Raw genomic sequence first — 26626 nt, 5'->3', positions numbered from 1 at the left:
TGTAGTAAATAAGTTGTGAGTTCACAAAAAATTCTTACTGTTGAATAAAGCAAGCAAGCTAGGTAAGATAAAGGAAACGGGAATTTGAGGTGGACATTCTATGTATAAAGGCTGGTTAATTTATAATGGTGGTTTATTAGATCAAAAGTTTCTAGAGCTAAATGAATGGTATATTCAAACAGCCGCTTATTTTGATATCCATTTAACTGCGGTAGCGAATAGTGATTTAGTGTTTGGAATTAAAGAGAATAAACCTGCGATAATGAGCCCGATTCAAAATCCTGATTTTGTTCTTTATTTAGACAAAGATATTCGTCTTGCCGAGCAAATTCAACTTGCGGGGATTCCTGTTTTTAATTCTGCTCAGACGATTGCTTGGTGTGATAACAAAATAATGATGCATCAAAGACTAGCGAAATATGGATTGCCTCAACCCGAAACTATTTTTGCACCTATGCTATTTCCAGATCAGGTGGAATTAGATATCAACTACCTTGATCAAATTATCGAACAGCTTAGCTTGCCTCTCATTGTTAAAGAAGCTTTCGGATCATTTGGTGAACAAGTTTATTTAGTCAAAAATAAACAAGAACTGATTAAAACAGCCAAAGCTTTGCGCTTTACACCGCATCTTTATCAAGCATATATCAAGTCAAGCCACGGTAAGGACATTCGGATTCATGTAGTGGGAGATCAAGTGGTAGCTTCAATGAAACGAATTTCTCTGTGCGACTTTCGGGCCAATGTCAGTAATGGAGCCACTATGGAAGAGGCTGAGCCTGACGCTAGTTTTAAAGCCCTTGCAGTAAAGGCTTCCCAGGCTGTTGGGGCCGATTTTTCTGGTGTTGATTTATTGTTCGCCGCTAATGGGAATCCGATTATTTGCGAAGTTAATTCTAATGCGCATATTAAGAACATTTTTAACTGTACGGGTATCGATGTAAGTGAAGCTATTTTTGAGCATATTATTCACATGTTAAACCGAATTCATGAATGAAAGATGGATTTGATTCGCTCCATAATCATAAATTTGAGACTACTCGTAGCGAGTAGTCTCAAGGGTAGACTAGTTTGTATTTTCATTTGCTGGGTCTTGTTCCATATCCATCCCTGGGTCTTCTAAGTCATTATCTAGATCATCATTTGGAGGGGTAGCCGGATCCTGAATATTTGGATTCTCGATCTGGTCATCAGTATCTTCCCCGCATGCCGCTAATAATCCAAGTGATAGAGCAACTGCACCGATAATTTTTATGCTTTTTTTCATCATCAATTCCTCCTAAAAACTAAGAATTTGTCTTACACTATTCCATACCCGGTGTTAACAGCATTAATCCTTATGCCGAGCTTTTTAATAGATTTGTAAACTTGATGGAAAACTGTCACTCAATCGACGTAATTTTGTAAACTTGTATCACCAAAAGACAGGTGATCTTATTGACGATTTTATAAAACCATAGGTAAGTGGAGTTAGTATCATTGGTTGGTTCCATCTATATCTAAAAGCAGTAGCTATAAAACAGCAGTACCTTTGACTTGTCGCTTCTAAATGAAAACTTTTTAAAATTATCATTTCCCTTTACAATACTTGTACATTTTGGCTTTTTTGCTATACTTAAAGATAGTTAAAATGCAAATACTAAATTTAGATAGGACGATGTCAATGAGTAGACGTAACGCTCAGAAAAAAAGAAAAAAGCGAAATTGGTGGATTTTAACCCCTTTAATTATATTGCTATCTCTATTCCTCATAGTTGGTGGATTTGCTGCATATGTTTATTTTGGAATAAAAGGCAACGTCGATGGTAAAATGTTCGAAGCGGTATCAGCGATCGATTCTAATCTGACACAAAAAAAATTAAATAATCGTGATAACCTTAATATCTTGCTCTTAGGTTTGGATGCTGAAACTTCAGATAGCGGAAGATCTGATGCGATTATGGTTATGACATTAAAGCCAGACGAGGATCGAATGAGTATTGTGAGTATCCCCCGTGATACAAGGACAACACTAGTAGGGCGTGGTACAGAAGACAAAATTAATCATGCCTATGCGTTTGGTGGGCCTGATATGGCCATTGAAACGGTGGAGAATTTCCTAGGAATTGAGATTGATTTCTTTGTTCGTCTAAATATGGAGGGACTTAAAGAGCTAATTGATGAATTAGGAACTATAACGGTTAATAATGAGCTAGCGTTTAGTCAAGGCGGTTATGATTTTCCAGTTGGTCCAGTTGAATTAAATGGAGAAATGGCATTAAACTATGTGAGAATGCGTAAGCAAGATCCAAATGGCGATTTTGGTCGGGCTGAGCGACAACGAAATCTGATTACCGCGATTATTAATGAAGGTGCAACGATCTCGAACGCGACGCGCATTGTTGAATTTACCGATATACTTGGGAATAATATGGGAACGAATATGGAATTTAGTGATATGTTATCATTATTACAGCAATATCGTGATACACGACGTCACGTTGATAGTTATCAAGTGCAGGGAACGGGTAAAACGATTGATGGGATCTACTACTATATTGTTCCTGATGAAGAAGTGGTCAAAGTGAGAGAAATGATTGAATCCTAATCTGTCAAATTAATATTAGATAAAAAATCAGGTTGATATTTAAACGAATAGTCCTGATATGAATAAAGGGTGCGTGGCTATTGCCATGCGCCTATTCTTTAGGGGAAAATAGCTTCCTGTTATAGGTAAGCAATTGTGCTCATTCAGTTTGCTCTGAGATGTACATGTGAAGGTCGATGAATCAGATAAAATAACTAAATTTAACAAATAAGGAAGTTAAATTGAACTCCTCTACCCATATTAATCGCTTTTTAGCTAGCTAATTGTTATAATTGAATATAGTTGGAGGAGATAACATGGATACATTGAAAGCGACGTTTTTTGAAGTGGTAAGATCTATTTTACCCCTAACACTTATTATCGTAATTCTACAGTTCACGCTTGTACAATTACCGACAGAAGTATTTATGCAATTTTGTGCTGGGGCTATTATTGCATTTGTCGGGATCTATTTGTTTTTACTTGGTGTTCAAGTAGGTATGACCCCTGTTGGGGAAATGATTGGATCGGCACTTTCAAAAACTAAAAAGATTTCGCTGATGTTAATTTTTGGATTTTTGCTTGGCTTTGTTGTCACAATGGCCGAACCGGGTGTACAGGTTTTAAGTAATCAGGTAGATCTGGTATCAGGTGGTGCTGTCTCTGCCTTAACCTTGGTTCTCTTTGTTTCGTTAGGTGTCGGCATTTCTGTAGCAGTGGCATTGACACGCATGATCTTTAATCTATCCTTGATTAAAGTATTGTCTGTTGGCTACCTGATTATCTTTGGATTGGCATTACTAACGCCCCCCTCTTTTGTCCCAATCTCACTTGATGCAGGTGGTGCGACAACTGGGGCCATGACTGTTCCGTTTATTTTAGCACTTGGTGTAGGATCAGCAGCTGTATTAAGAGGAAAAGCCACATCTGGTGATGGCTTTGGCCTTATTGCCCTTGCTTCGATTGGGCCAGTTATTTCAGTACTGCTGTTGGGGGTGATGTTTGGATGAGCCTAAATATTTTTGATGGTTTTGGCACCGTATTGTACGAAGTAGCTCAGGCATTACTTCCACTATTACTATGCTTCTTTATTTTCCAGATCTTTTTCCTCAAGTTAAAAATTAAACGCGTAGCAGATATTTTAGTAGGGTTTGCTTTAACGTATGCTGGCTTGGCTATCTTCTTACAAGGTGTTAATATTGGTTTTATGCCAGTCGGCGAAATTATGGGTGAACGACTTGGACAGATAGAGCATAAATGGCTGCTTATCCCGATAGGGTTTATTCTCGGATTTTTCACAGCATATGCAGAGCCTGCTCTAACCGTTTTAGGTCAGCAAGTGGAAAAGGTATCAGCTGGCTATATATCTCGTAAGGCTTTACTTTTAACCATTTCGATCGGTGTCGGTTTATCGATCTCGTTAATGATGATTAGAGTTTTAGTTGGTTTTTCTATTTGGTATTTTGTACTGCCAGGCTACTTGCTTGCATTTTATTTAGCTAGAGGTTCCAGTAAGCTATTTACTGCGATTGCCTTTGACTCTGGTGGTATCGTTACTGGACCTATGATTGCAACCTTTATGCTGGCCATGTTTGTCGGACTTGCTAGTGTAACAGAGGGACGTGATCCATTAACAGATGGTTTTGGAATGATTGCCCTAGTAGCATTAGCCCCAATTCTATCGGTACTAATACTCGGTAAATTGTTTCAGAAAAGTGAGGGGAAGAATGATGTTCGAGCGCATTCAAGATCATAAATTAATTATTACCATTGTTAAGAAAAATAAAGCAAGCCAGGTTGTGCATGCCTCGAGGTTAGCTGGAGCAAGAGGTGGTACCATTATACCTGCGACAGGACTTAAATTAAAAGAAAAGAAGCGTATCTTTGGTATTCCGGTTGAACGTGAGCGGGAAGTAATTTTTACGATTGTTTCAGAAGAGATATATTTTGATGTTTTGACAGCAATTGAATCGACTGCGCAACTTGATCATAAAACACCAGGTATTGCTATTGTGATCGATATAAAAAAAGTAATGGGTATTGTACACTTAACTGGAGCTGAAATCGCAGACTGTAGCAGGAAAGGAGAGATAGACCCAATGACTGATCCTAAGATGGTTAACCATGATTTAATTATTACGATTGTAAACAATGGCGATTCCGAGGAAGTTGTTGATGCAACTAAAAGAGCGGGAGCTGATGGCGGAACTGTCATTCACGGTCGTGGAACGGGAATTCATGAAAAAGCCAAGCTGTTTAATATTATGATTGAACCAGAAAAAGAAGTGATTTTAACACTAATTGAACGTGAGAAGACACCAGGTGTTTTAAAGGAAATTAATCAAGCTGTTGGTCTTGATCAGCCTGGAAAAGGGATTGCTTTTGTTTTAGAAGTGGAGAGAACGATTGGGATTAATCATTTGATTAATGACCAGCTTAGTGGAAAATAAATCTAAACAGAGCTAGTAACCAGTCAGATACACCGATTGGTTGCTAGCTCTAACATGATTGGTTCAACTAACGTTCAGTGGGGGGGAGGAAGCTGATTAAGTTGGCGACATCGTGTCGAAACATCTGCACGAGCAGATCCTATGTATCAAAATCCCCACTGAACGAAGTTTCGCTATATCAAATGTGCCCTAGCGGATTAGCGTCCAGATCTTATCGAGCAAAGCTCGATAAATGTCTACTGAATGAAGTTAAACCTATATTGAAATTGGCAGCACATAGAGAATAACTGAGAAAAAATGGGTGATGGTTCCACCTAAAACAAACAGATGCCAGATCATATGATGGAACTTAAAGCCACGCCAGACGTAAAATATTGTTCCTAAGGTATAGAGCATTCCACCAACAGCTAGTAAAACGATTCCTTCCTTAGCGATGGCAGATGTTAATGTATCCCAGCTAAAGACAATCAGCCAGCCCATTACGACATAGAGAACAGTGGAGAAAATGATAAATCGTTTCACAAAAAACACTTTAAAGATCGTTCCACCAATAGCAATAGCCCATACTACGCCGAATAATGTCCAACCAAGTGATCCACGTACGACAATTAACAAAAAGGGTGTATAGCTACCAGCAATGAAAAAATAGATCGACGAGTGATCGAGAATTTCAAAAACATGCTTAGCTTTTCCAGGTGGTAAGCTGTGCAACAGTGTCGATGATGTATAAAGAAACACCATGGTTATGCCAAAAATGGTAAAGCTTATCACATGCCAAGCAGACCCCTGTAATGAGGCAAAAACAATGAGCAGGACTAACCCAGCTATACTTAACAAGATCCCAATCCCATGTGTAATTGCATTGGCAATTTCTTCACCTAATGTAAAGTGATGTTCTTTCTTCATAATCAACCTTCTTTCACATTAATTAATTCTAATTATGAACAGTTTACTTGAATAATGCAACTCAATCTCCTATCTTGTTTTATCGCAGTGTAACCGGCTGGGCTGGATTACTCGCGCCATCGAAGGACTTTTATAAGCCTCCCAGTTCAAGAAATAAGGGAACACGTCATGTCTAAGTGGGAGATCCAACAGCTAGTAACGGCCCGATTGATTCAACTAATGTTCAGTGGGGGAGAGAGGAAGCTGACTAAGTTCGCGACGTCGTGTCTCAATGTTGCACGAGCACATCCTATGGGGCGAAACCGCCACTGAACGAAGTTTTACTTTATTAAGAGCTATTATTTTTAGCTAACATCAGCATTGCCAAAAATGCTTGATAAAATATCATCTATTTTGTCATTTCAAACATAGGGAACAGGGGGAGGTATTAAAGGGATTACACTTGCTGTGACACACTTAGCGAAACATATTTGACATACGAACGAAGCTCCATAACCGTTAGCTTCTTTTATCGCAGTGTAACTGGCTGGGGCTGCGATTACTCGCCCCATCAAAGGGCTTTTGTAAGACTCCCGCTTCAATGTGCTTAAAGGAACCTTTATTATTCATTTTCAGGTAGCGTCTTTTTTTTATTTATGAAAGCGCTGTGATAAAATAATGATGTAACGAAAAAATAGCCAATAAGGAGAAGCGTAATGGTAGATCAATTAAAATTAGAAAAACTTAACTTCAAGTCTCAAAAAAGAGAGTTCATGCGCTTTTTAATGTGCTACAAATTTGCTTTAGAAGAGATGAATACAAAAGTCGACATATTAAAGCAGGAATTCCAGTATATTCATGATTACAACCCGATTGAACATATTACGTCCCGGATTAAATCTCCCGAAAGTATTATGAAAAAGGCGATTAAAAAAGGTATCCCCCTTAACTTAAAGAGCATTAAGCAACATATTCATGATATTGCTGGTTTAAGAATTAGCTGTGCCTTTGAATCGGATATTTATCTTTTACGACAAATGCTGGTAGAACAGAGTGACATTACCCTAGTCAAAGAAAAAGATTATATCAAGAACCCAAAAGGAAACGGCTATCGAAGCTTACACATGATCATATTGGTCCCTATCAATATGTCTGATGGTGTGGAGCATGTCTTAGTCGAGCTCCAAATCAGAACAATTGCAATGGATTTCTGGGCAAGCTTAGAGCATAAAATCTATTATAAATATAATAAAGAGATTCCTGAACGGATAAAAAATGAATTGGCAGATGCCGCCTCAATTGCTTACCAATTAGACCAAAAAATGGAGAATCTGCATTTGGAAATGATTGAAATTAAAGAGAGTGACAATCATGATCATGATTCAGAAGAACTACAATTACAAAATATGCGCTTCCACCTGCCGATGAAGTTTCTAAATAGCCTGTTAAATGATTAAATGAATGCAAGAAATTCGGAAGTAGTTAAAAATAAGTATTGCATTTTCGAATTATTTATAATAGAATAACTTCAAGTTAGACTTTTCTGAAAATTTTATAACGTGTTCTTATCAAGAGAGATGGAGGGAATGGCCCGATGAAATCTCAGCAACCGCCTTGTTAAAGGTAAGGTGCTAATTCCACTAGGTATAAAAGCCTTGAAGATAAGAGGAAGCTTTGATTTCATTCAAGACCTTCTTCTTAGAAGGTCTTTTTTATTGCAATGTAACTGCCTGGGGCTGCGATTACTCGCCCCATCGAAGGGCTTTTGTAGGACTTCCCCTTCAAGAAATAAGGGAACACGTCATGTCTAAGTGGGTGATCCAACAGCCAGTAACGGTTCGATTGGTTCAACTAACGTTCAGTGGGGGAGAGAGGAAGTTGACTAAGTTCGCGACGTCGTGTCGCGGCGTCTGCACGCACATCCTATGCGTCGACCCCCCACTGAACGAAGTTTCACTTTATTGATTCTAATAGTGTGTGTTCAAATAGTTGCTAAATAAGAGTAAGCAGGGTAGACAGCATGCTAGAACCTGTCTATCCAGGTAGTGAAAAAGCAGTTTATTATTTTGTGACGTTTGAACAACCTCTAATAGATAACTAAATAAAAAGTAGAGGTGAGAACGATGGTTTTACAGCCTGAAAGTGTTTATGTGCAACTAGGAAATAAACAAGACGATACCACTGGTGCAATTAGCCCACCTATTCATCTATCAACGGCATATCGTCACAATGAATTAGGGCAGTCAACGGGATATGAATATACACGTACTAAAAACCCGACAAGGTCTATTTTAGAAGAGGGTATTGCTGCTTTAGAGCATGGGGTGGCAGGCTTTGCCTGTAGTTCAGGGATGGCGGCTATTCAGCTTGTTTTATCGCTATTTAAGTCAGGTGATCACATTTTACTGCCTTATGATATTTATGGTGGAACATACCGTTTGTTGGCACATGCCCATGAGCACTACCAGTTAGAAGTCAGCTATGCTGATTTTCAAGACTTAAGATCGATTAAGCAAATGATCAGACCAGAGACAAAAGCAATCTTTTTAGAAACCCCGACCAATCCTTTATTAGAAGAGATTGATCTTACCGAGGTTTGTCAAATTGCTAAAGCTAACGATCTTATTGTGATTGTTGATAATACATTCTACACGCCTTACCTACAACAGCCATTACGCTTAGGGGCAGATATCGTTGTTCATAGTGCGACAAAATATTTAGCTGGACACAATGATGTTCTTGCTGGCCTTGTTGTTGCTAAATCAAAACAAATCGCTGAGCGCTTAGCCGATTTACATAATAATATTGGCGCAACACTGGGTCCCTTTGATGCGTGGCTCGTGATTAGAGGAATCAAAACTTTGCCATTACGTATACGGGCACAACAAAAAAATGCACAGCACTTGGCCGCATTTTTGGCCGACCAAGATCATGTTCAAGAGGTTATTTATCCAGGCAAGGGGGCGATGGTGTCATTTCGATTGCAAGAGAGCAGCTGGGTTGCTCCTTTCCTTAAACAGCTTAAACTGATCAGCTTTGCTGAAAGCTTAGGTGGAGTGGAAAGCTTTATCACCTACCCAGCGACACAAACACACGCTGACATCCCAGAAGCAGAACGCGTAGCACGAGGCATTGATGGACAATTATTACGTTTTTCAGTAGGAATTGAGAATGTCAATGATCTGATTGCTGATTTGACTCAAAGTTTTTCAAAAATGAATAATAGCAAAGGTGGAGATTTAGAATGACAGTTAATCAAGTTAAGCCATTTCATGCAGACCACGTTGGGAGTTTATTAAGACCTGATCGTTTAAAGCAAGCACGCCAAGACTATAAAGAAGGCAAGATTAGCTTAATCGAGCGACGTGAGATCGAGACAGAAGAAATCATTCGTATTGTTGATAAACAAATTGAGGCAGGGTTAGAGGTAGTAACAGATGGAGAATTTCGTCGTGACTGGTGGCATATTGATTTCTTAGAAAGCTTAAATGGTTTAGAAGGCTATGTCCCTGATCATGGTTACTTCTTCAAAGGAGTTGAAACCGAACCTTATAATGTACGTAATGTAGGAAAAATCTCTTTTAATCCAGATCATCCTTTTATTAAAGATTTTAAAGAATTTAATGCTATTGTTGATGGTAGAGCTATCGCCAAACAAACCATTCCAAGTCCTAATCAATTGTTTCATCCCGATATTATTAATTCGGAAATCTATCCAAATTATGAAGCCTATGCCAAGGATATCATTCTAGCTTATCGTGATGCGATTCAAGCTTTTTATGATGCGGGAGTTCGGTACTTGCAAATAGATGATGTTTATTTAGCTGCCTTGACATCTCCAGAAATTGATCATGACAGTGGTCCATATTCACGTGGATATTTAATTGAATTGGCCTTACATGTGGTTAATGAAGTCTTAGCTGATAAACCAGCAGATTTAACAGTTACGACTCATATTTGTCGTGGTAATTATCAATCAACGTACGCATTTGGAGGAAGCTATCAGTTGATTGCTCCGGTTGTATTTGCTAAGGAGAAGGTAGATGGTTTCTTCTTAGAATATGATGATGAAAGATCAGGGGATTTTGAACCTTTAAAGCATGTTCCGAATAATGGAGCTAAAGTTGTCCTAGGTTTAATTACCTCTAAGCATGCTGAATTGGAGGACAAGGAAATTATTAAAAAACGTATCCAAGATGCAGCGAAATATCTTCCGCTAGATCAGCTTTGCTTAAGCCCTCAATGTGGCTTTGCTTCCACTCATCATGGAAATATTCTTACAGAGGAAGAACAGTGGAATAAACTAAAACATGTTGTTGAGATCGCTAAAGAAGTTTGGGGATAATGGTCACAGAGAAATTAGACAAATAATTCAAGTGAAAATACCTGGATTGGGCAAGCTTAGGCTTGCCCTGTCACATCTTTGCATCTGTGTCCGAGTCATGTTTAAAAACTAGCAGTCAGACTCGATTACATAAAAGCTAACTATGACGGATAAGCTAAATTATTGTGGTAAGTTATTTTATATGCGATAACTAAAGAGGGCGTTGTTCTAAGTAGTTACCAAATGATCATGGCTTGCTCGCTAATATGGCAACTTTTTGAACAACATAAATAAACTATTTTTCTTGCGCTTTTATGTTTTATAATTTAGTATATAGTTTATTAATCCGATTGAATAACTCTATATTAGGCTTTGGTAAAAGGGGGGGAATGCTGATGATTGAGCTACAAGACATTCATAAAGTATACGAGAAAAAGAAAAGTGAAGTTCATGCGCTTAAAGGAATTAACTTAAAGATAGATAAAGGCGATATCTTTGGTGTGATCGGATATAGTGGAGCCGGTAAGAGTACGCTAGTCCGATTAGTCAATTATTTGGAACGTCCAACAAAAGGGGATGTCATTGTTGACGGAAAGTATTTGGCGAAGCAATCTGCTAAAGCATTACGCCAAATTAAAAAGGAAATCGGCATGATCTTTCAACATTTTAATTTACTTGAATCCAAAACCATTTTTCAAAATGTTGCGATGCCTTTAATTTTATCGAAAAGGTCTAAACAAGAAATCAAGCAACGTGTTACTGAATTGCTTGATTTTGTTGGGCTTAAGGATAAAGCAAGTCATTATCCGAACGAACTGTCGGGAGGTCAAAAGCAACGGGTGGGGATCGCTCGAGCACTTGCTTCAAATCCAAAAATCCTGTTATGTGATGAAGCCACATCTGCTCTAGACCCACAAACAACTCAGTCGATCCTTGATTTGTTAAAACGCGTAAATGAGAAATATGGAATTACGATTCTGCTAATTACACATGAAATGTCCGTTATTCAAAAAATTTGTAACAAGGTAGCGGTCATGGAACAGGGAGAGATTATAGAACAGGGGTCAGTACTTGAGGTGTTTGGTCATCCTAAGCATAAAACGACTAAAAACTTTGTCCAAACCGTAGTCAAGACAGAATTACCTGAAAAGATTAAGCAAAGATTGACTGATAAAGGTATTGATCGATTGCTCAAGCTTGAAATGGTCGGGACGGAGGCTATGCCACCGATCTTAGTTCAATTGATTCGGGATGATCAAATACAAATAACAATCGAATTCATGGATATGACTGAAATTCAAGATACAAACTTAGCTATTTGGTATCTTCATTTCGATGGTGAAGAAAGTAAACGAGAAAAAGTTATCGCTAACCTTGAACAACATGGGGTTCGAATTGAGGAGGTAAGCGTCGGTGTTTGAAACGAATATTACATTACAACAATTTCTTGATGGTATTCAGGATACACTTTATATGGTTGGAATGTCACTGCTAGTTGGTACAATTATTGGTGCAATACTCGGCATTATACTTGTTGTTACGCAACGTGGAGGTATTATTCCAGTACCGATTCTCTATGCTGTTTTGAACCCTATTATTAACCTGATTCGTTCCGTGCCATTTATTATCCTAATCGTTGCAATTATGCCGTTTACACGTCAGTTAGTAGGAACAGCGATTGGAACAACTGCTGCAATTGTCCCATTAATTATTTATATTACACCTTTTATTGCTCGATTAGTTGAGAATTCCTTACTAGAAGTAGGGTCAGGGATTATTGAAGCTGCTGAATCAATGGGGGCGACTCCTTTGCAAATTATTCGCTACTTTTTACTACCAGAAGCATTCGGTTCACTTATCTTATCTCTAACAACTGCGACCATCTCGTTAATTGGTGCAACAGCAATGGCTGGTGCTGTTGGTGGCGGTGGTATTGGTGATATAGCTATTATTTACGGCTATCAACGCTATGACAATTTTGCGATGATTTCTACCGTTATTATTCTTGTTATTTTCGTACAGGTGATCCAGTCAACGGGGAATAAATTAGCACGACTAATCCGAAGAAGTTAGTAAAGAAGGAAGTGATCGATATGACTTTAACCAAAAAAGAGCGCTTCAGCCAAATAATGACCGGGCACAAAGCTGATCGCCCCATTGTCAGTGGTTGGCACCATTTTTTAGAGCATGAGCATACCGCTACTGATTTAGTGAATGTAACCATTGCCTTTGCCAAACAATATGATTGGGATTGGATCAAAATTAATCCACGTGCCACCTATCTTGCTGAAGCCTTTGGTAATCAATATGATTATACTAATTATGAATGGGTATTCCCAAGTCAGCTTAAAGCTGTTATTGAACACTCCAGTGATTTAAAGCAAGTCACTGCCGTTCATGTAGATGTATCGGCCCCTTTTCAGGAACAATTCGAAGTAGTCAAACAGCTTCGTCGTCAATTAAACGATACACCTTTGGTACAGACACTTTTTTCACCGTTAACGGTCCTTATGTTCTTAGCGGGTCTTATGCCTTATTCAGATAAGACCATGCCAGGAAGTCAAGCAACGATTGATTTTAATGCTTGGCTAGTCAACCATCGCAGTGATATTCATTTTGCTTTATACAACATTGCTGTAACTTTAGCTGACTATGTACAAAGATTGGAGCATTTAGGAGTAGATGGGCTATTTTATGCTACTACAGGAACGGCACATCCTGAACTGTTTACGGTTGAACAATTTAATGAATTTTCAAGACCTTACGACATGATGGTCTTGCAGGCATTTAAGAAGAAGGGGCGAATTTTGCATACGTGTGGAGCTCATGGCGATCCTGTACGCTTTAATGATTATCCGGTTGAAGGAATTAGCTGGGATCCAGATGCAACTGGTAATCCAGAACTATCAGTACAGCTAGATAAAGTAAAAGTAGCAGGAGTCAGTCACCATATCTTTGAATCATCAACCGATGACTCACTAATCAAAAAACAAGCTAAGCTAGCCTTAGCTGAAATGAAAAATCAACCATTTTTACTCGTGCCGAATTGCGCTGTATCACCGAATGCATCAGCAAGTGCTCTAAAGGCATTAAGAGAAAGTATTGATTACGTTTAAAAAAAGTTCAATGAAGTTCAAATGGTAAGCGTCGTTTTTCAGTACGCAACTTGCATAGCTAAAGGTATACGTTCTGATGCACGACTTGTTCGCTTCTCATTTGCCGTTCTGTAGACACATAATTTAAGGGGGATAAAACAATGAAACGTATATTAGCTTTATTTTTTATGGTATTGTTAACCATACTAGCCGCATGTGGAAATGACAACGAAACAGATACCATTACAGTTGGATTTGGTGTAGGAACATATGAAGAACAATTCCGTGAAGGGATCTTACCGATTTTAGAGGAAAAAGGCTACGATGTTGATATTCGTGTTTTCTCACAAAACATGCAGGTAAACCCGGCAATGGCAGAAGGGGCAATTGACGCTAGTGTTTTCCAAAGTACAGCTTATATGGAAGGGATTAATGAAGAGCTAGGAATTGAAATGGTTTCACTTACCTTTGCTCCAGGTGCACCACAATCACTCCATTCCGTGCGTCATGACTCTTTAGATGCGGTAGAAGATGGCTCAACCGTGGCTTTACCTAACGATCCGGTTAATCAAGAACGTGCGGTTCGTATTTTAGAAGACTTAGGTTGGGTAACCGTAGCTGAAGATGCTGGTACGACCAACTTTAACCTAAATAGTGTTTCATCAGCAGATTATGAAATTGAATTTAAAGTGCTTGATCCAGCCCAAATTTTAGTTTCATTAGAAGATGTTGATTTCGGTGTTATTAATGGTAATTATATTGCAGAAGCTGACATGCGGATTGCTGATGGTTTAGCAATTGAGAATACACCTGAGGAGCATCGGATTATTGTTTCTATTTTAGCCGAGAACCTTGATCAGCAATGGGCCCAAGATTTAAAAGAGGCTTACGAGTCACCAGAATTTGAGGCGTACATCAAAGGTGAATCTAAGTATGATGGCTTTATTCTTCCAGAAGCATGGGAGAATAACTAAAAGACAAAAATCAGTAGTGATGCCCAACATCCTACTGATTTTTAATTCTATATATATGTGTTTAAAAAGTTTTTTAAAGGTTAACTGTGTTGATTCAACATGTATGGATTCTAAGCATTGGAAACCAAAACAGGGCGACAGGGAAATCTGTTCTTAATCGTTTGGTAAGTTTTGAACAATTTCTATCATAAATAAAGAACGATAAAAAGGAGTGGGATGATGAATAAACAAATTCACTTTATTGGTGGCGGTCAGATGGTTGAGGCAATTATTCGGGCTTTACTAAACAATAAGCTTTATTCAAGTGACGCCATTTCCGTAACAGACATTAATCAAGAACGCGTACGTTATTTAAATGAAACGTACCAGATTCATGCTAGCCAAGATTTACAAAACTCTTTGGAAAAAGCAGAGCTAATTATTATTGGTGTTCGACCTCAAGATGATTTAGTTGGAGTTTGTCAATCGATTAAAGCAATTGCTCCAACAACAGTTCCTATACTGTCAATCGTCGCTGGAGTTACGATTGAGCAGTTTGAGGCCTGGTTAAATGAAGCGTATCCGATTATCAGAGTTATTCCGAATACACTAACGGACACTGGGTTTGGTTTTAGTGGGGTGGCATTAAATGCAAAGGCCGAAATAGCTGATGTTGAATCATTTTTAACAGGATTCGGTAAAGTAAAGTACATCGAAGAACGCTTAATTGATGTATTTACAGGTTATGGTGTAGCAGGACCTAATTACATCTATTATTTTATTGAATCACTTGCTGATGCAGGGGTCCTGGCAGGTTTACCTCGTTCATTAGCATGGGAGCTTGCATTAGAAAATATGGTCGGTGCAGTTGAGATGCTTAAGCGGACAGATAAGCATCCACGCCAGCTTTTAGATATTAACAATTCTCCAGCAGGAGTGGGAATAAATGCTCTACATGAATTAAATCGTTCAGATTTTGCTGCTGGTCTTCAGCGAAGTGTGTTGAAGGCAGTTCAGCGTACAACAGAGCTTGCAAATGAATAGGGGGAGATACAATGAGTAAGCTAGTTTGGGATCATACTGTCCATTATGTCAATGATTTGGAGCACGCCCGGGGCGTCTTTAACCAACATAACATTACAGCTTTTTTTGGTGGTTCACATAAGCACTGGGGTACCTATAATGTATTAAGTTATTTTGATCTAACCTATTTAGAATTTCTAGCGATAGAAGATAGAGAGAGAGCGGAAGCGATTAAGGATCCAAATCAAGTTGTCTTAGATGCCGTGCGATTATTACCTGATCATGAAGGGTTAAGTCGCTTAGCACTTCGTACAGATGATATTGAAGTGGTCCGACAACAGCTATTGAATCAAGATATCCAGGTTTCCCCCATTATGGCCGGTAAACGCTATGATGGAAATGGCCATTTAATTGAATGGAAAATGATGACGATAGCGGGTGATTTTCAAGGATTGCCGTATCCTTTTGTCATTCAATGGTCAGAGAGTGATCATGAGCGTAGAGAACGTTTAAAGAATGAGAGAATTATTTCTGAGCATCCTGCAGGTAATCTATCCATGCATAAGGCTGTTTTCCAAGTGCCAGACCCGGTTGCAACTGTTTCACATTGGTCAACTATTTTTCAGCTTGAAAAATCTAATCCAACGGAGCTAGTAACTGACGGGAAATATTTCGTTTTTAAACAGGGGAATGAAGCAAAGCTGGCAGAACTTGTCATTAAGGCAAATTATGAACAGATTATTAAATTTAGTGGTGCTTGTTATCGTCTAACTTCGACAAATTTTTAAAAATAGATATTCAAGCCTAACGATTTTTAGTATAATAGTAACAGCGTGTGTTGATCTAACAATTGATAAATAAAATGTTAGGTCTTGCTTAGACTACTGTACAGATAGAAAAAGATATGAACAAAAATCGTTAAGGGGATATCTAGCTTATGTATAAAATTGAAACCTTTGAGAAACAAATGTTTACGATGTATCAACTAAGCAATCAAGATGAAACGTCGTGGATTACTGTATGTCCTGAACGTGGTGGGATTATTATTGGGTATGGTACGCAAGGGGAAGAAAAGCTATATTTAAATGAAGAAACCTTATATGACCGTAAGCAAAATATTCGAGGCGGTATTCCGATTCTATTTCCGATTTCTGGACAATTACCGGATGGCCAGTATCATTGGGAAAATAAACAATATCACATGCCCAATCATGGGCTTGCGCGTATTCACCCTTGGGAAGTTATCGAAACCTATGCAGGTGAAGATAAAGCATTTATTTCTATATTATTTGAAAGCAGCATTGGCACGAAAGAAGCCTATCCTTTTGATTTTGAGGTTATTTTTACATATACCCTCAAGAATAACCAATTGCTTATTTATCAAACGTACCGTAATGTTGGAAATCACCCAATGCCAATTTACCCGGGATTACATCCATATTTTAAAGCCCAGTCGAAAGTTGTCTCCATTGATACAGGTACTACTACTTATTATGATTATAATGATGGTATGACAAAAGATTTCTCAGGTAAGATCGACTTAAAGAGGTTATCCGAATCAGTAGTGCTAGAAAATAAACGAACAGATGTTGACGCCAAATTAGATGATATGGATGTTCATATTGAAATGGCGAAGGACTTTCACTATACAGTATTGTGGACCGAACTAGACAAAGAATTTGTTTGTATTGAGCCATGGACGGCGAAGACAGGCGAAATGGAACGTCAAGATGAGCTGATTATTGTTGAACCGAAACAAGCCTTTGAAACATGGATAAGCTTTCAAGTAGTCTAAGTATAACTGAAAACATTCAAGCCAAAGCATTTCATGCTTTGGTTTTTCTTTAGATGTAGAGTAACACGGGGCAGAGAAGAGAGAGATGACAGGCCTAGTCTTTTTATCGCAGTGTAATTGGCTGTAAAACCCCCACTGAACAAGTTTCACTTTATAATATAGGTAAACTCTATTTTATTTAACCATATTATATGCCAAAAGCTTCCGATTATGGTATGCTGTAAATAATTAAAATAAAATATAGTAGGGAGTAGTGCATATCATGAAAAGTACTGGTATTGTCCGAAAAACTGATCATTTGGGTAGAATTGTACTACCAAAAGAATTGCGTACATCACTTGATATTGCAACCAAAGACCCGCTAGAGATTTTTATTGATGGAGAACGAATTGTCTTGCGGAAATTTAAACCAGTCAAGGAATGTATGGTCACTGGTGAAATAAGTGATGACAATTACGTATTATGTGATGGAAAGGTCATTTTAAGTAAAGCTGGAATGAAGATCTTGCTAGAAGAGCTAGAATAAAATAGAAGAATAGCTTACTCAGGATATTCGTTTATTAACGGGTATCCTATTTTTATCACAGTGTAACTGCTGTGAGACTCCCACTTCAAGAAATAAGGGAACACGTCTATTAATGAAAACCGGTGCTGAAAACAGCACCGGCTCACCTGCTACCTGAGGATTCTTTGACCTAGATAGACCGATAAAAGTACTAGTTGAATAGTGGACTGACAGGCTCTTCACGATGGACGCGGATAATTGCATCACTGAAAAGTGGAGCAGTACTTAGTGGGGTGATTTTATCACTCCATTTTTCTTGTCCAATCAAAATAGTATTCGTCACAATTAATTCTTTGATTGGGGATTCATTGATATATTCAATGGCGATGCCAGATAGAACGGGATGAGTGCAGGCTGCATATACTTCATTGGCACCATTTTCTATCAATGCTTTTGCTCCAGTTGAAATACGGCGACCAGTATCAATGATGTCATCAATTAAAATAGCTACTTTATTTTCTATTTCCCCTACAACCGACAAATGTGAGGTATCTAACTCTCGAGGCCCACGTCGATCAAGAATGGCAATTGGAGCATGGATACGATCGGCAAATTGACGAGCTCGTTTAACACTTCCATGATCTGGTGCTACAACGACGACGTCCTCAAGCTTCTTCTCGGAAAAGTAACGAGCTAGAATCGGAATAGCATTAAGCTGATCGACAGGAATATCAAAAAAGCCCTGAGTTTGAGTTGCATGAAGATCCATTGACATGACGCGAGTCGCTCCAGCTTTTTCAATTAAATCCGCAATAAGTTTGGCTGTAATAGGCTCTCGTGCCTTTGTTTTTCGGTCCTGTCGTGCGTACCCATAATAAGGGATGACAACATTTATTGTTTTAGCAGATGCTCGTTTAAAGGCATCTAACATAATTAATAATTCCATAATATGCTGATCAGATGGATCATTAGTCGATTGAATGATGTAGGTGTCGTAGCCACGTACACTTTCTTCAATATTGATTTGAATTTCTCCATCACTGAACGTTTTAATCGTACATTTTCCAAGTTCAACACCTAAGTTTTGGGCAATTTCCTCAGCCAAAGGTCTATTTGAACTCAGACTAAAAATTTTCATTTCATCTTTTAAATGGTTACTTGACACGCACAATCGCTCCTTTTGATTGTTAACACTGTTATCATTACTATTGTAAAACAATTGAGTGGATAATACTAGCTTGTTAGCGAGAATTTCTAATTAAGAAAATTTCCTTATAAGAGTAAATGGTCAAAGATAAGTTAAAGGCGACCTATGTCTAAGGCTGGTTCTTTAAACTTTTTAGTGAATTAATTATAATAAATTTAATAGATTAATCATAAAAGGTTGGGATTCGTTTGAAAGCAAAAGTTCGCGACCTCGTGTCACAACGTCTGCACGAGTACATCTTATGCGTCGCCCCCCACTGAACGAAGTTTCATTTTAGGTAGCCATTATTATGTAATCGCTTTATAATTAAATTATTATTAAGTTAAATTAATTTAATAAAGGGAGGATCTTAAAATGTTGTCTAAAAAGTTAGACTTTATCTAATGTTTTGCTCGTTTTTTAGATTGCTAAAGATTTGGGGCGTATGCCTTTAGCAACGTGAGTATTATAAGAATGAACCCATAATGGTTCGTGATACTTAACATTTTATTGAATTTTGAATCTAAATCATATGATGTGAGGATGAGAAGAATGTTTAAACCAGTAACGAATAAGCTCCCAAAGTTATTACATGGAGCTGATTATAATCCTGAACAATGGCTTGATGATCCTAGTGTTTTTGAAGAAGACTTACGTTTGATGAAGCTAGCAAATTGTAATGTGATGTCGGTTGGCATTTTTTCATGGGCTAAATTAGAACCTGAAGAAGGTCGCTTTCAGTTTGAGTGGTTGGATCATGTTATCGATCGACTTTATGGTGAGGGGATTTATGTATTTTTAGCTACACCAACAGGAGCTAGACCAGCATGGATGTCAGAAAAATATCCTGAAGTACTACGTATTGAAAAAAATCGGGTGCGAAATTTACATGGAATGCGCCATAACCATTGTTATACTTCACCTGTCTATCGTGAAAAAACAGAAATCATTAATACTAAGCTGGCAGAACGCTATAGTCAACACCCAGGAGTAATTGGCTGGCATATTTCAAATGAGTATGGTGGGGAATGCCATTGTCCATATTGTCAGGAGGCGTTTCGCAACTGGCTCAAAAACAAGTATCAAACCTTGGATCAGTTAAATAAGGCTTGGTGGACGACTTTTTGGAGTCATACGTATACAAGTTGGTCGCAGGTCGAATCCCCTGCGCCTCATGGTGAAATGATGGTGCATGGTCAAAACCTAGATTGGAAACGTTTTGTGACCGACCAAACCATTGACTTTTTTCAGCATGAAATTAAGCCACTAAAGGCACACAACCCAGACCTTCCAGTTATTGCGAATTTCATGGAACTGTTTGAAGGGTTAGATTATGAAAAATTTGCGCCACATTTGGATATTGTGTCATGGGACTCCTATCCAACATGGCATATGGCAGAGGACGAGTATGAGGTTGCGGCTCGCACGGCCATGAATCATGATTGGTTTAGATCGCTCAAGGGTGGACAGCCGTTCTTATTAATGGAGAGTACACCAAGTCTGACCAATTGGCAAGCGATTAGTAAACTGAAAAAGCCGGGCATGCACGCACTTTCCTCGCTCCAAGCCGTTGCGCATGGATCAGATTCTGTTCAGTATTTCCAATGGCGGAAAAGTCGTGGTTCAAGTGAAAAATTTCATGGTGCCGTAGTTGATCATGTTGGACATGAACATACTCGGGTATTTCAAGATGTGGCAAACGTTGGTGAGATATTAGCGAAGTTATCAGATCTTCCAGGAGCGTCGGTGCAATCGGAAGTTGCGATTATTTTTGATACAGAAAACCGCTGGGCGATCAAGGATGCTCAAGGACCTAGAAATATAGGTGTACATTATGAGCGAACTGTAAGAGAGCATTACCAAGCCTTTTGGGAGCAAGGGATACCCGTGGATGTCATTGGAATGGACCGAGACTTTTCACGCTATAAGCTGGTGATCGCTCCAATGCTTTATATGGTACGAGAAGGTGTGGGTGAGCGTATTGAGCAGTTTGTTGAAGTGGGGGGAACCTTTGTCACCACATACTGGTCTGGTATTGTTAATGAAACAGATTTATGTTTTTTAAATGGTTTTCCAGGTCCGCTTCGTCAAACACTTGGTATTTGGTCTGAGGAGATCGATGCCCTTTATGATCATGAAGCAAATCTGATTGAATTTACTTCCAATAACCAACTTGGGTTATCAGGTTCTTACCAAGTACGTGATTTGTGTGATCTTATTCATTTAGAAGGCGCAGAAGTATTAGCAAGCTACCAGGCAGATTTCTATGCTGGACGTCCGGCATTAACAGTGAATCACTTCGGTAAAGGAAAAGCTTACTATATGGCGGCTCGACAAAAACTTGATTTCAATCGTGATTTTTATCGAGCGTTAGCTAAACAGATCGGCTTAAAGAAGGTTATTGAACAAGATTTGCCAACTGGTGTAACGGCACAGATCCGTTCCACTGATCACGATGACTTTGTCTTCTTGCTGAACTTCAATAATCAATCACAAAAGGTTTTACTTGATCAGCCAAATTACTTTGATATCATCCGGGGGAAGGAAATAGATAGTGAGCTAGAAATAGAGGGATATGGTGTCCGGATATTAAAACGAACGCTAGGATAAAAAACTAAGATTGGGAATGTCATCGACAAGTGACATTCCCTACTTCTTAGTCTGGTTTTAACTTTTTTCAGTAGAAGTCCCCACTTCGATAAGTGGTGAGATCCATGCCTAGTTGTCTTCAGATAAGTGTGGGTAAAACCCCAGCTGAATAAAGATAAAGCCTTCAATGGACGCTATATTTCCAGTGGAAAATTTATCGAGTGAAAACTGATAAAATCTGGGCAGACAAATACGCTAAGGCTTATTTAATGCCATCTCACCGTTTATCGCAGTGTAACTGTCTGTACCTGTAAGACTCCCCCTACAAGAAATAAGTGAACACGTCATATCTAAGTGGGAGATCCAACAGCCAGTAATGGCCTGATTGGTTCAACTAACGTCCGGTGTGGGAGAGAGGAAACTGACTAAGTTCGCGACGTCGTGTTGCAACGTCTGCACGAGCACATCCTATGCGTCGCCCCCCCACTGAACGAAGTTTCACTTTATTGTATTGAAAGTTGTTTCGTTAATCTTCTATAGCCTATATTTGAAAAAATTATTGTTTTCATCCATTAAAAGCGATTAATTTGTTATAATGTTAAAGATAAGAAACGATAGTGTTAAAGTGGAGGCGATAAAATGAATTGGGGTTGTACATATGAAAGATGGGCTAACTTTGCTGAGTTAGATCAAGAGTTACGTGAACAATTAACAGAACTAGCATCTGATCCTAAAAAGCTAGAGGATTGCTTTTATAAGAATTTAGAATTCGGCACGGGCGGGATGCGAGGAGAATTGGGTCCGGGTTCCAACCGGATGAATATTTATACGATTCGTAAGGCTGCAGAAGGCTTAGCTCAATATATTCTTGATCAAGGACAAGCGGCTAAACAAGGTGGTGTAGCCATTGCTTATGACTCCCGCTTTAAATCACCATTGTTCGCAATGGAGGCGGCTAAAACATTGGCAGGTCATGGTATTAAAGCCTATGTCTTTGAATCGTTACGCTCTACACCTGAATTATCATTTGCGGTCAGATATCTACAAGCCTTTAGTGGTATTATGGTTACTGCAAGCCATAATCCTCCCGAATACAATGGCTTCAAAGTCTATAATCATGATGGCGGGCAAGTTCCACTTCAAATGGCTGCAGAGATCATAGCTAAAGTGAATCAAGTTGACAATGAGTTAGAAGTTAGTGTTGGTGACGAAGAACAGTTAAAAGCAGATGGCCTAATAGAAATGATTGGGGCAGAAGTTGATCAGGCTTATCAAGAAAAACTAAAGACCATCGTTCAACAGCCATCTGTTATAGAAGCTGTCACCGATCAAATGAAAATTATTTATACGCCTTTACATGGAACGGGGAATGTCCCTGTTAGGAAAGCGTTAAAGGGGATGGGCTTTAAGCATGTCGATGTTGTACCGGAGCAAGAACAGCCTGATCCAACCTTTCGTACGGTCACTTCTCCAAACCCTGAAGAACATGAAGCATTTGCACTAGCAATTAAGCAAGGTGAACAAACAAATGCTGATATTTTAATTGGTACAGATCCTGACGCAGACCGTGTCGGAGTAGCTACCAAGGATGACCAAGGTAATTATCGCGTTCTAACAGGTAATCAGGTCGGTGCATTAATGCTTGACTATTTAATTGAGACGAAAAAAGCCAACGGAACCCTTGCCCGTAATGCAACGGTACTGAAAACAATTGTGACAAGCGAAATTGGACGTGATATTGCTCGTGCACATGGACTTGAAACCATTGATACTTTAACGGGCTTTAAATTCATTGGTGAAAAAATTAAAGAATTTGAAGAAACCGGAGCAAACCGTTTCTTATTTGGCTATGAAGAAAGCTACGGTTATTTAGTTGGGGATTTTGTCCGTGATAAGGATGCAGTCCAAGCTAGTATGCTTGCAGCAGAAGTAGCAGCCTATTATAAAGGGCAAGGAAAGACCCTTTATCAAGGTCTACAAGCGGTATTTGAGAAATACGGTTTTTATTATGAGTCTTTACAGTCGTTAACTTTAAAAGGTAAAGCTGGTGCTGAGCAGATTAAAGAGCTTCTCACTGATTTTCAAACAAATCCGCCAGTTACGGTTGCAGGGCAACAGGTTGTAACGATCGAAGATTATCAAACAAGTGAACGCTTTAATATGGTCACAGATTCTAGTGAAGCGATTACCCTTCCAAAAGCAAATGTCTTGAAATATTTCTTAGCTGATCATTCGTGGTTCTGCGTACGTCCCTCTGGTACAGAACCAAAGGTGAAGTTCTATTTTGCAGTTAAAGGTCAGACAGAGCAAGAAGCGAAAGAAAAGCTCAGCTTAATAGAACAAGAAGTGATGGAGCGTGTCAATCAATTTATCACAGAGTAACTGTCTATAAGACTCCCACTTCAAGAAATAAGTGACCACGTCATGTCTAAGGGGGAGATCCAACAGCCAGTAACGGCCCGATTGGATCAACTAACGTTCAGAAGGGGGATGGGAAACGCCCCTCTGAACGAAGTTTCACTTTATCGCAGAGTAACTGGCTGGGGCTGCGATTACTCGCCCCATCGAAGGGCTTTTGTAAGACTCCCACTTCAAGAAATAAGTGACCACGTCATGGCTAAATGGGAGATCCAACAGCCAGTAACGGCCCGATTGGTTCAACTGACGTTCAGAGGGAGATGGAAAAAAAACCACCTAAATGAAGTTTCACTTTATCAGTTAATCTAAAGGTGTCAAGTTAGAAGAAGACTGTCATTTTAGAGAGGTGAGCGTGGTCCACAATGATAAGAGTTGCGATTGGTAACTACTTAAAATAACCTCTAAACTTTGGTCAGAAATGAATAAAAAAAGTAAGAGCGATTTTTCTAAGAAAAATCGCTCTTTAGCTTTCATATTATAAATACCTAATATTATTAAAATCGGGTATTCGGATTTTCGTGTGGAAAACAACAATTCTAATTTGATGTTAAAAATACCTAAATCGGATAATCATGTGGAAATCAAAGATACATGAAATTTTTATTTGGTCTTGAACCTTACGTAAGGTTATGTTTTATAGTGTACTTAGCAATGAATAATAGAAAGGAAAAGTAAAATGGAAAACACAATTGTTAAGACACTAATTTATGACAATCAAGTTCGTTTGTTTTTTGTTGATAATACAAAATTAATTAATGAAATTCTTAGCCTTAACAAAGAAACAAACAATATTCTTAAACTTACATTAGGAAAAACCATTTCAGTAGTAAGCATAATTACAGGAGCTTTAAAAGGGAATCAAAGAATAAGTCTCCAAATGACAATGAGTGACCCCAAATATAAAGTTTTTGCCGATGCAGATGCAAAAGGAAATGTCCGTGGTTATCTCAACGGAGAATTATTGAAAGCCCCTGCTGATTATATTAATAAAATATCGCTTGATCGCCTTATTGGTCATAAAGGAACTATTCGTGTGATAAAAGGATCGGCTATGAATCAATTTACTGGCATAACTGATATGCCATACCAAAACATTGATGGTGACATTTCACATTATTTTATTCAGAGTGAGCAAATTCAAACATATATAGAAGCCAATATTAGATTTGGAAATGACAGCTGTTTTCGATTCAGTAATGCTATATATGCTCAATTACTTCCTGGTGCTATGCCTGACCTTATTGATGAAGTAAAACACACGGTTAATATAAATCGAGAGTTCTTTACCAGTTTGAATAAATATAGCAAAAACAATATTGAAGAAAAGCTAAGTGAGCTATTTAAGGATGTTAAAGTTATAGGATATAGCCCTATCCAATTTTTCTGTGGATGCTCCAAAGAAATGTTCTACGGGATGCTGCATTCTTTAAGTGAGGGTGAATTAAAACAAGCAATTTATAATCAAGAGGCTATTGATACAACTTGTCAAATTTGTGGAAGGACATATTGCTTCAATTATAATGAAATCCAAGCACTTTTGAAGTAAATGTTAATACATTTTATAAGGGTGAATACTGTATGAAAGAATACTGGAAAGTAGGAGAGATCGCATCATTAACAGGCTTAACGATAAGAACTTTAAGATATTATGATCAAATTGATTTGTTTTCTCCTTCACAATATACAGAGTCTGGACACCGGCTTTACACAAAATCGGATTTGTCAAAACTACACCAGATCTTAGCATTAAAACAAATTGGGTTATCTTTAGATGATATAAAGTCTGTCATTACGAACAAAGAAAAAGGTTTTGCCACAAATATTATTGAAACCCAAATAACACGTATAAAAAGAGATATAAAAGTTCAACAAAATCTACTATATGAATTAGAGAGTGCTTTAAAAACAATTCGTAGTAAAAAAATAATGTCCGTAGAGGAATTAACAAAACTATTAGGAGCAATGAAAATGTATCAAGAAAAATACTTTACAAAAGAGCAATTAGACATGATGAAACATTATTATGATCAATATGATGAAGGTATTTTAAAAGAAATAGAACAAGAATTTAAAATGATTTTGGAAAGAATACAATTGGAAAAAGAAAATGGAACACCGCCTAAGAGTAGTAAGGTACAAGCATTGGCAAAAAAATGGGCTGACATTGTTTACTCATTCATAGGGCATGACCAAGATTTAAGAAAACAAACTGAAAAATTCCATGCAGAAAACCCTAATAATGGTTTGCAGTTTGGGATGGATGCCGAATTATATAAGTATATACAGGAAGCATTAGAATGAATATTACATTCTTCACTGACCAGGGAATTATTGGCTAAGCTATTAGACTGCTTTTGTATGTTGTTACGCAAAGAAAGGAAATAGAAATGTTAGACAATATGCTTAACATCCAGAAACTTAATATTTTGGATATGTGGGAGAATGAGGATGATTACCGATTTCTGGTTGAAAATAATTCTTCCCCACCCTCACACTGTCAAAAATGTGGTACTATTGCAAATTTATATAAACACGGATAGAAAAAACAGCTGTTCTATGACTTGCCAATGCACGCTAAACGTGTTGGTATTTATGTGAAACGCCAACGTTATAAATGTCGAGAGTGCAATGAAACATTCTTTAAAAGTTCACCAGATATGGATGGCTATCGATCTGTTACTAATAGGCTTAAAAATTGGATTCAAGAAGCCAGTCTTGGAAGGACTTTCACCAGCGTTGCAGATGAAATTGGCGTTAATGAAAAGGATGTACGAAACATCTTTAATGACTTCGTGGCAGAGCTTGAGGCACAAACTGATTTTAGAACTCCCAAATTG

The 26626-nt window shown here is 38.3% G+C and carries 24 protein-coding genes and 1 riboswitch; of the genes, 21 read left to right on the top strand and 3 right to left on the bottom strand.

Annotated elements, in window-relative coordinates; all coding sequences use genetic code 11:
* Positions 1–100: 100 nt before the first annotated feature.
* Complete coding sequence (locus ASE01S_RS10760) at positions 101–997, top strand: ATP-grasp domain-containing protein (RefSeq protein WP_067841964.1); 897 nt, start codon at positions 101–103, stop codon at positions 995–997.
* Between the two features lie 69 nt (positions 998–1066).
* Here the strand turns inward: ASE01S_RS10760 and ASE01S_RS10755 are convergent, their stop codons facing one another.
* Complete coding sequence (locus tag ASE01S_RS10755) at positions 1067–1267, bottom strand: hypothetical protein (RefSeq protein ID WP_067841962.1); 201 nt, start codon at positions 1265–1267, stop codon at positions 1067–1069.
* A gap of 396 nt (positions 1268–1663) precedes the next feature.
* On the opposite strand from ASE01S_RS10755, the gene ASE01S_RS10750 reads away from it, so the two are divergent.
* The 4 genes from ASE01S_RS10750 to ASE01S_RS10735 all read left to right on the top strand — a co-directional run bounded on the left by ASE01S_RS10750 (position 1664) and on the right by ASE01S_RS10735 (position 5016).
* Positions 1664–2587 carry an LCP family glycopolymer transferase gene (locus ASE01S_RS10750; RefSeq protein ID WP_067841960.1) on the top strand — a complete coding sequence of 308 codons (924 nt, stop codon included), beginning with the start codon at positions 1664–1666 and terminating at the stop codon, positions 2585–2587.
* Between the two features lie 296 nt (positions 2588–2883).
* Positions 2884–3576, top strand: a complete 693-nt coding sequence (locus tag ASE01S_RS10745; protein WP_067841958.1) for a DUF1538 domain-containing protein — start codon at positions 2884–2886, stop codon at positions 3574–3576.
* The gene (locus ASE01S_RS10740; protein WP_067841956.1) at positions 3573–4322 is read left to right on the top strand and encodes a DUF1538 domain-containing protein; all 750 of its coding nucleotides are present in this window, start codon (positions 3573–3575) and stop codon (positions 4320–4322) included. Before ASE01S_RS10745 ends, ASE01S_RS10740 begins: the two co-directional genes overlap by 4 nt.
* Positions 4297–5016 (top strand): P-II family nitrogen regulator, encoded by a 720-nt coding sequence (locus tag ASE01S_RS10735; protein WP_067841954.1) that lies wholly within the window; start codon positions 4297–4299, stop codon positions 5014–5016. The genes ASE01S_RS10740 and ASE01S_RS10735 overlap by 26 nt, the downstream gene beginning before the upstream one ends.
* A 255-nt stretch (positions 5017–5271) precedes the next feature.
* Here ASE01S_RS10735 and trhA read toward each other — a convergent pair whose 3' ends face one another.
* On the bottom strand, positions 5272–5922 hold the full coding sequence (gene trhA / locus ASE01S_RS10730; RefSeq protein WP_067841952.1) for a PAQR family membrane homeostasis protein TrhA: 651 nt from the start codon (positions 5920–5922) through the stop codon (positions 5272–5274).
* 695 nt (positions 5923–6617) lie between these two features.
* Here trhA and ASE01S_RS10725 point away from each other — a divergent pair.
* The 11 genes from ASE01S_RS10725 (at position 6618) to ASE01S_RS10675 (ending at position 17617) form a co-directional block, all read left to right on the top strand.
* Positions 6618–7358: a GTP pyrophosphokinase gene (locus ASE01S_RS10725; RefSeq protein WP_067841950.1), complete on the top strand. Its 741-nt coding sequence runs from the start codon at positions 6618–6620 to the stop codon at positions 7356–7358.
* A 105-nt stretch (positions 7359–7463) separates the two neighbouring features.
* A riboswitch (SAM riboswitch) is annotated at positions 7464–7569 on the top strand.
* Positions 7570–8024: 455 nt separating this feature from the next.
* The gene (locus tag ASE01S_RS10720) at positions 8025–9149 is read left to right on the top strand and encodes a methionine biosynthesis PLP-dependent protein (protein ID WP_067841948.1); all 1125 of its coding nucleotides are present in this window, start codon (positions 8025–8027) and stop codon (positions 9147–9149) included.
* The gene (locus tag ASE01S_RS10715; protein WP_067841946.1) at positions 9146–10246 is read left to right on the top strand and encodes a 5-methyltetrahydropteroyltriglutamate--homocysteine S-methyltransferase; all 1101 of its coding nucleotides are present in this window, start codon (positions 9146–9148) and stop codon (positions 10244–10246) included. The genes ASE01S_RS10720 and ASE01S_RS10715 overlap by 4 nt, the downstream gene beginning before the upstream one ends.
* A 374-nt stretch (positions 10247–10620) precedes the next feature.
* A complete protein-coding gene (locus ASE01S_RS10710; RefSeq protein WP_067841944.1) occupies positions 10621–11646 on the top strand; it encodes a methionine ABC transporter ATP-binding protein in 1026 nt (341 codons plus the stop codon).
* A 52-nt stretch (positions 11647–11698) separates the two neighbouring features.
* Positions 11699–12298 (top strand): methionine ABC transporter permease, encoded by a 600-nt coding sequence (locus ASE01S_RS10705; protein ID WP_373277948.1) that lies wholly within the window; start codon positions 11699–11701, stop codon positions 12296–12298.
* 20 nt (positions 12299–12318) lie between these two features.
* Positions 12319–13341 carry a uroporphyrinogen decarboxylase family protein gene (locus tag ASE01S_RS10700; RefSeq protein ID WP_067841940.1) on the top strand — a complete coding sequence of 341 codons (1023 nt, stop codon included), beginning with the start codon at positions 12319–12321 and terminating at the stop codon, positions 13339–13341.
* 140 nt (positions 13342–13481) lie between these two features.
* Entirely contained in the window at positions 13482–14294 is an 813-nt protein-coding gene (locus ASE01S_RS10695; RefSeq protein ID WP_067841938.1) for a MetQ/NlpA family ABC transporter substrate-binding protein, read from the top strand.
* A 219-nt stretch (positions 14295–14513) separates the two neighbouring features.
* The gene (locus ASE01S_RS10690) at positions 14514–15317 is read left to right on the top strand and encodes a pyrroline-5-carboxylate reductase family protein (protein WP_067841936.1); all 804 of its coding nucleotides are present in this window, start codon (positions 14514–14516) and stop codon (positions 15315–15317) included.
* Positions 15318–15328: 11 nt separating this feature from the next.
* Complete coding sequence (locus ASE01S_RS10685; RefSeq protein WP_067841931.1) at positions 15329–16084, top strand: VOC family protein; 756 nt, start codon at positions 15329–15331, stop codon at positions 16082–16084.
* Between the two features lie 149 nt (positions 16085–16233).
* On the top strand, positions 16234–17091 hold the full coding sequence (locus ASE01S_RS10680; RefSeq protein ID WP_067841930.1) for an aldose epimerase family protein: 858 nt from the start codon (positions 16234–16236) through the stop codon (positions 17089–17091).
* A 262-nt stretch (positions 17092–17353) separates the two neighbouring features.
* A complete protein-coding gene (locus ASE01S_RS10675) occupies positions 17354–17617 on the top strand; it encodes an AbrB/MazE/SpoVT family DNA-binding domain-containing protein (protein ID WP_067841928.1) in 264 nt (87 codons plus the stop codon).
* Between the two features lie 190 nt (positions 17618–17807).
* On the opposite strand, the gene ASE01S_RS10670 is transcribed toward ASE01S_RS10675, so the two are convergent.
* The gene (locus tag ASE01S_RS10670) at positions 17808–18761 is read right to left on the bottom strand and encodes a ribose-phosphate diphosphokinase (RefSeq protein WP_067841925.1); all 954 of its coding nucleotides are present in this window, start codon (positions 18759–18761) and stop codon (positions 17808–17810) included.
* 564 nt (positions 18762–19325) lie between these two features.
* On the opposite strand from ASE01S_RS10670, the gene ASE01S_RS10665 reads away from it, so the two are divergent.
* The 5 genes from ASE01S_RS10665 to ASE01S_RS10640 form a co-directional block, all read left to right on the top strand.
* Positions 19326–21392, top strand: a complete 2067-nt coding sequence (locus tag ASE01S_RS10665) for a beta-galactosidase (RefSeq protein WP_067841923.1) — start codon at positions 19326–19328, stop codon at positions 21390–21392.
* Between the two features lie 618 nt (positions 21393–22010).
* The gene (locus ASE01S_RS10660) at positions 22011–23753 is read left to right on the top strand and encodes a phospho-sugar mutase (RefSeq protein WP_067841917.1); all 1743 of its coding nucleotides are present in this window, start codon (positions 22011–22013) and stop codon (positions 23751–23753) included.
* A gap of 712 nt (positions 23754–24465) precedes the next feature.
* Entirely contained in the window at positions 24466–25335 is an 870-nt protein-coding gene (locus ASE01S_RS10650) for an Hsp33 family molecular chaperone HslO (protein WP_067841913.1), read from the top strand.
* Between the two features lie 32 nt (positions 25336–25367).
* The gene (locus ASE01S_RS10645) at positions 25368–26090 is read left to right on the top strand and encodes a MerR family transcriptional regulator (protein ID WP_083512112.1); all 723 of its coding nucleotides are present in this window, start codon (positions 25368–25370) and stop codon (positions 26088–26090) included.
* A gap of 248 nt (positions 26091–26338) precedes the next feature.
* Positions 26339–26626 (top strand): helix-turn-helix domain-containing protein (locus ASE01S_RS10640; RefSeq protein WP_304504047.1); only part of this gene is annotated, 288 nt, incomplete at its 3' end.

The sequence above is a fragment of the Amphibacillus sediminis NBRC 103570 genome, assembly GCF_001552275.1.
In the GTDB taxonomy this organism is placed as follows: Bacteria; Bacillota; Bacilli; order Bacillales; family Amphibacillaceae; genus Amphibacillus_B; species Amphibacillus_B sediminis.
This window is presented reverse-complemented; position numbering and strand designations above follow the sequence as displayed.

Coding starts and splice junctions, on each gene's coding strand:
- ASE01S_RS10760 (WP_067841964.1), top strand. CDS start 101: ATGTATAAAGGCTGGTTAATTTATAATGGTGGTTTATTAGATCAAAAG.
- ASE01S_RS10755 (WP_067841962.1), bottom strand. CDS start 1,267: ATGAAAAAAAGCATAAAAATTATCGGTGCAGTTGCTCTATCACTTGGA.
- ASE01S_RS10750 (WP_067841960.1), top strand. CDS start 1,664: ATGAGTAGACGTAACGCTCAGAAAAAAAGAAAAAAGCGAAATTGGTGG.
- ASE01S_RS10745 (WP_067841958.1), top strand. CDS start 2,884: ATGGATACATTGAAAGCGACGTTTTTTGAAGTGGTAAGATCTATTTTA.
- ASE01S_RS10740 (WP_067841956.1), top strand. CDS start 3,573: ATGAGCCTAAATATTTTTGATGGTTTTGGCACCGTATTGTACGAAGTA.
- ASE01S_RS10735 (WP_067841954.1), top strand. CDS start 4,297: ATGTTCGAGCGCATTCAAGATCATAAATTAATTATTACCATTGTTAAG.
- trhA (WP_067841952.1), bottom strand. CDS start 5,922: ATGAAGAAAGAACATCACTTTACATTAGGTGAAGAAATTGCCAATGCA.
- ASE01S_RS10725 (WP_067841950.1), top strand. CDS start 6,618: ATGGTAGATCAATTAAAATTAGAAAAACTTAACTTCAAGTCTCAAAAA.
- ASE01S_RS10720 (WP_067841948.1), top strand. CDS start 8,025: ATGGTTTTACAGCCTGAAAGTGTTTATGTGCAACTAGGAAATAAACAA.
- ASE01S_RS10715 (WP_067841946.1), top strand. CDS start 9,146: ATGACAGTTAATCAAGTTAAGCCATTTCATGCAGACCACGTTGGGAGT.
- ASE01S_RS10710 (WP_067841944.1), top strand. CDS start 10,621: ATGATTGAGCTACAAGACATTCATAAAGTATACGAGAAAAAGAAAAGT.
- ASE01S_RS10705 (WP_373277948.1), top strand. CDS start 11,699: ATGGTTGGAATGTCACTGCTAGTTGGTACAATTATTGGTGCAATACTC.
- ASE01S_RS10700 (WP_067841940.1), top strand. CDS start 12,319: ATGACTTTAACCAAAAAAGAGCGCTTCAGCCAAATAATGACCGGGCAC.
- ASE01S_RS10695 (WP_067841938.1), top strand. CDS start 13,482: ATGAAACGTATATTAGCTTTATTTTTTATGGTATTGTTAACCATACTA.
- ASE01S_RS10690 (WP_067841936.1), top strand. CDS start 14,514: ATGAATAAACAAATTCACTTTATTGGTGGCGGTCAGATGGTTGAGGCA.
- ASE01S_RS10685 (WP_067841931.1), top strand. CDS start 15,329: ATGAGTAAGCTAGTTTGGGATCATACTGTCCATTATGTCAATGATTTG.
- ASE01S_RS10680 (WP_067841930.1), top strand. CDS start 16,234: ATGTATAAAATTGAAACCTTTGAGAAACAAATGTTTACGATGTATCAA.
- ASE01S_RS10675 (WP_067841928.1), top strand. CDS start 17,354: ATGAAAAGTACTGGTATTGTCCGAAAAACTGATCATTTGGGTAGAATT.
- ASE01S_RS10665 (WP_067841923.1), top strand. CDS start 19,326: ATGAGAAGAATGTTTAAACCAGTAACGAATAAGCTCCCAAAGTTATTA.
- ASE01S_RS10660 (WP_067841917.1), top strand. CDS start 22,011: ATGAATTGGGGTTGTACATATGAAAGATGGGCTAACTTTGCTGAGTTA.
- ASE01S_RS10650 (WP_067841913.1), top strand. CDS start 24,466: ATGGAAAACACAATTGTTAAGACACTAATTTATGACAATCAAGTTCGT.
- ASE01S_RS10645 (WP_083512112.1), top strand. CDS start 25,368: ATGAAAGAATACTGGAAAGTAGGAGAGATCGCATCATTAACAGGCTTA.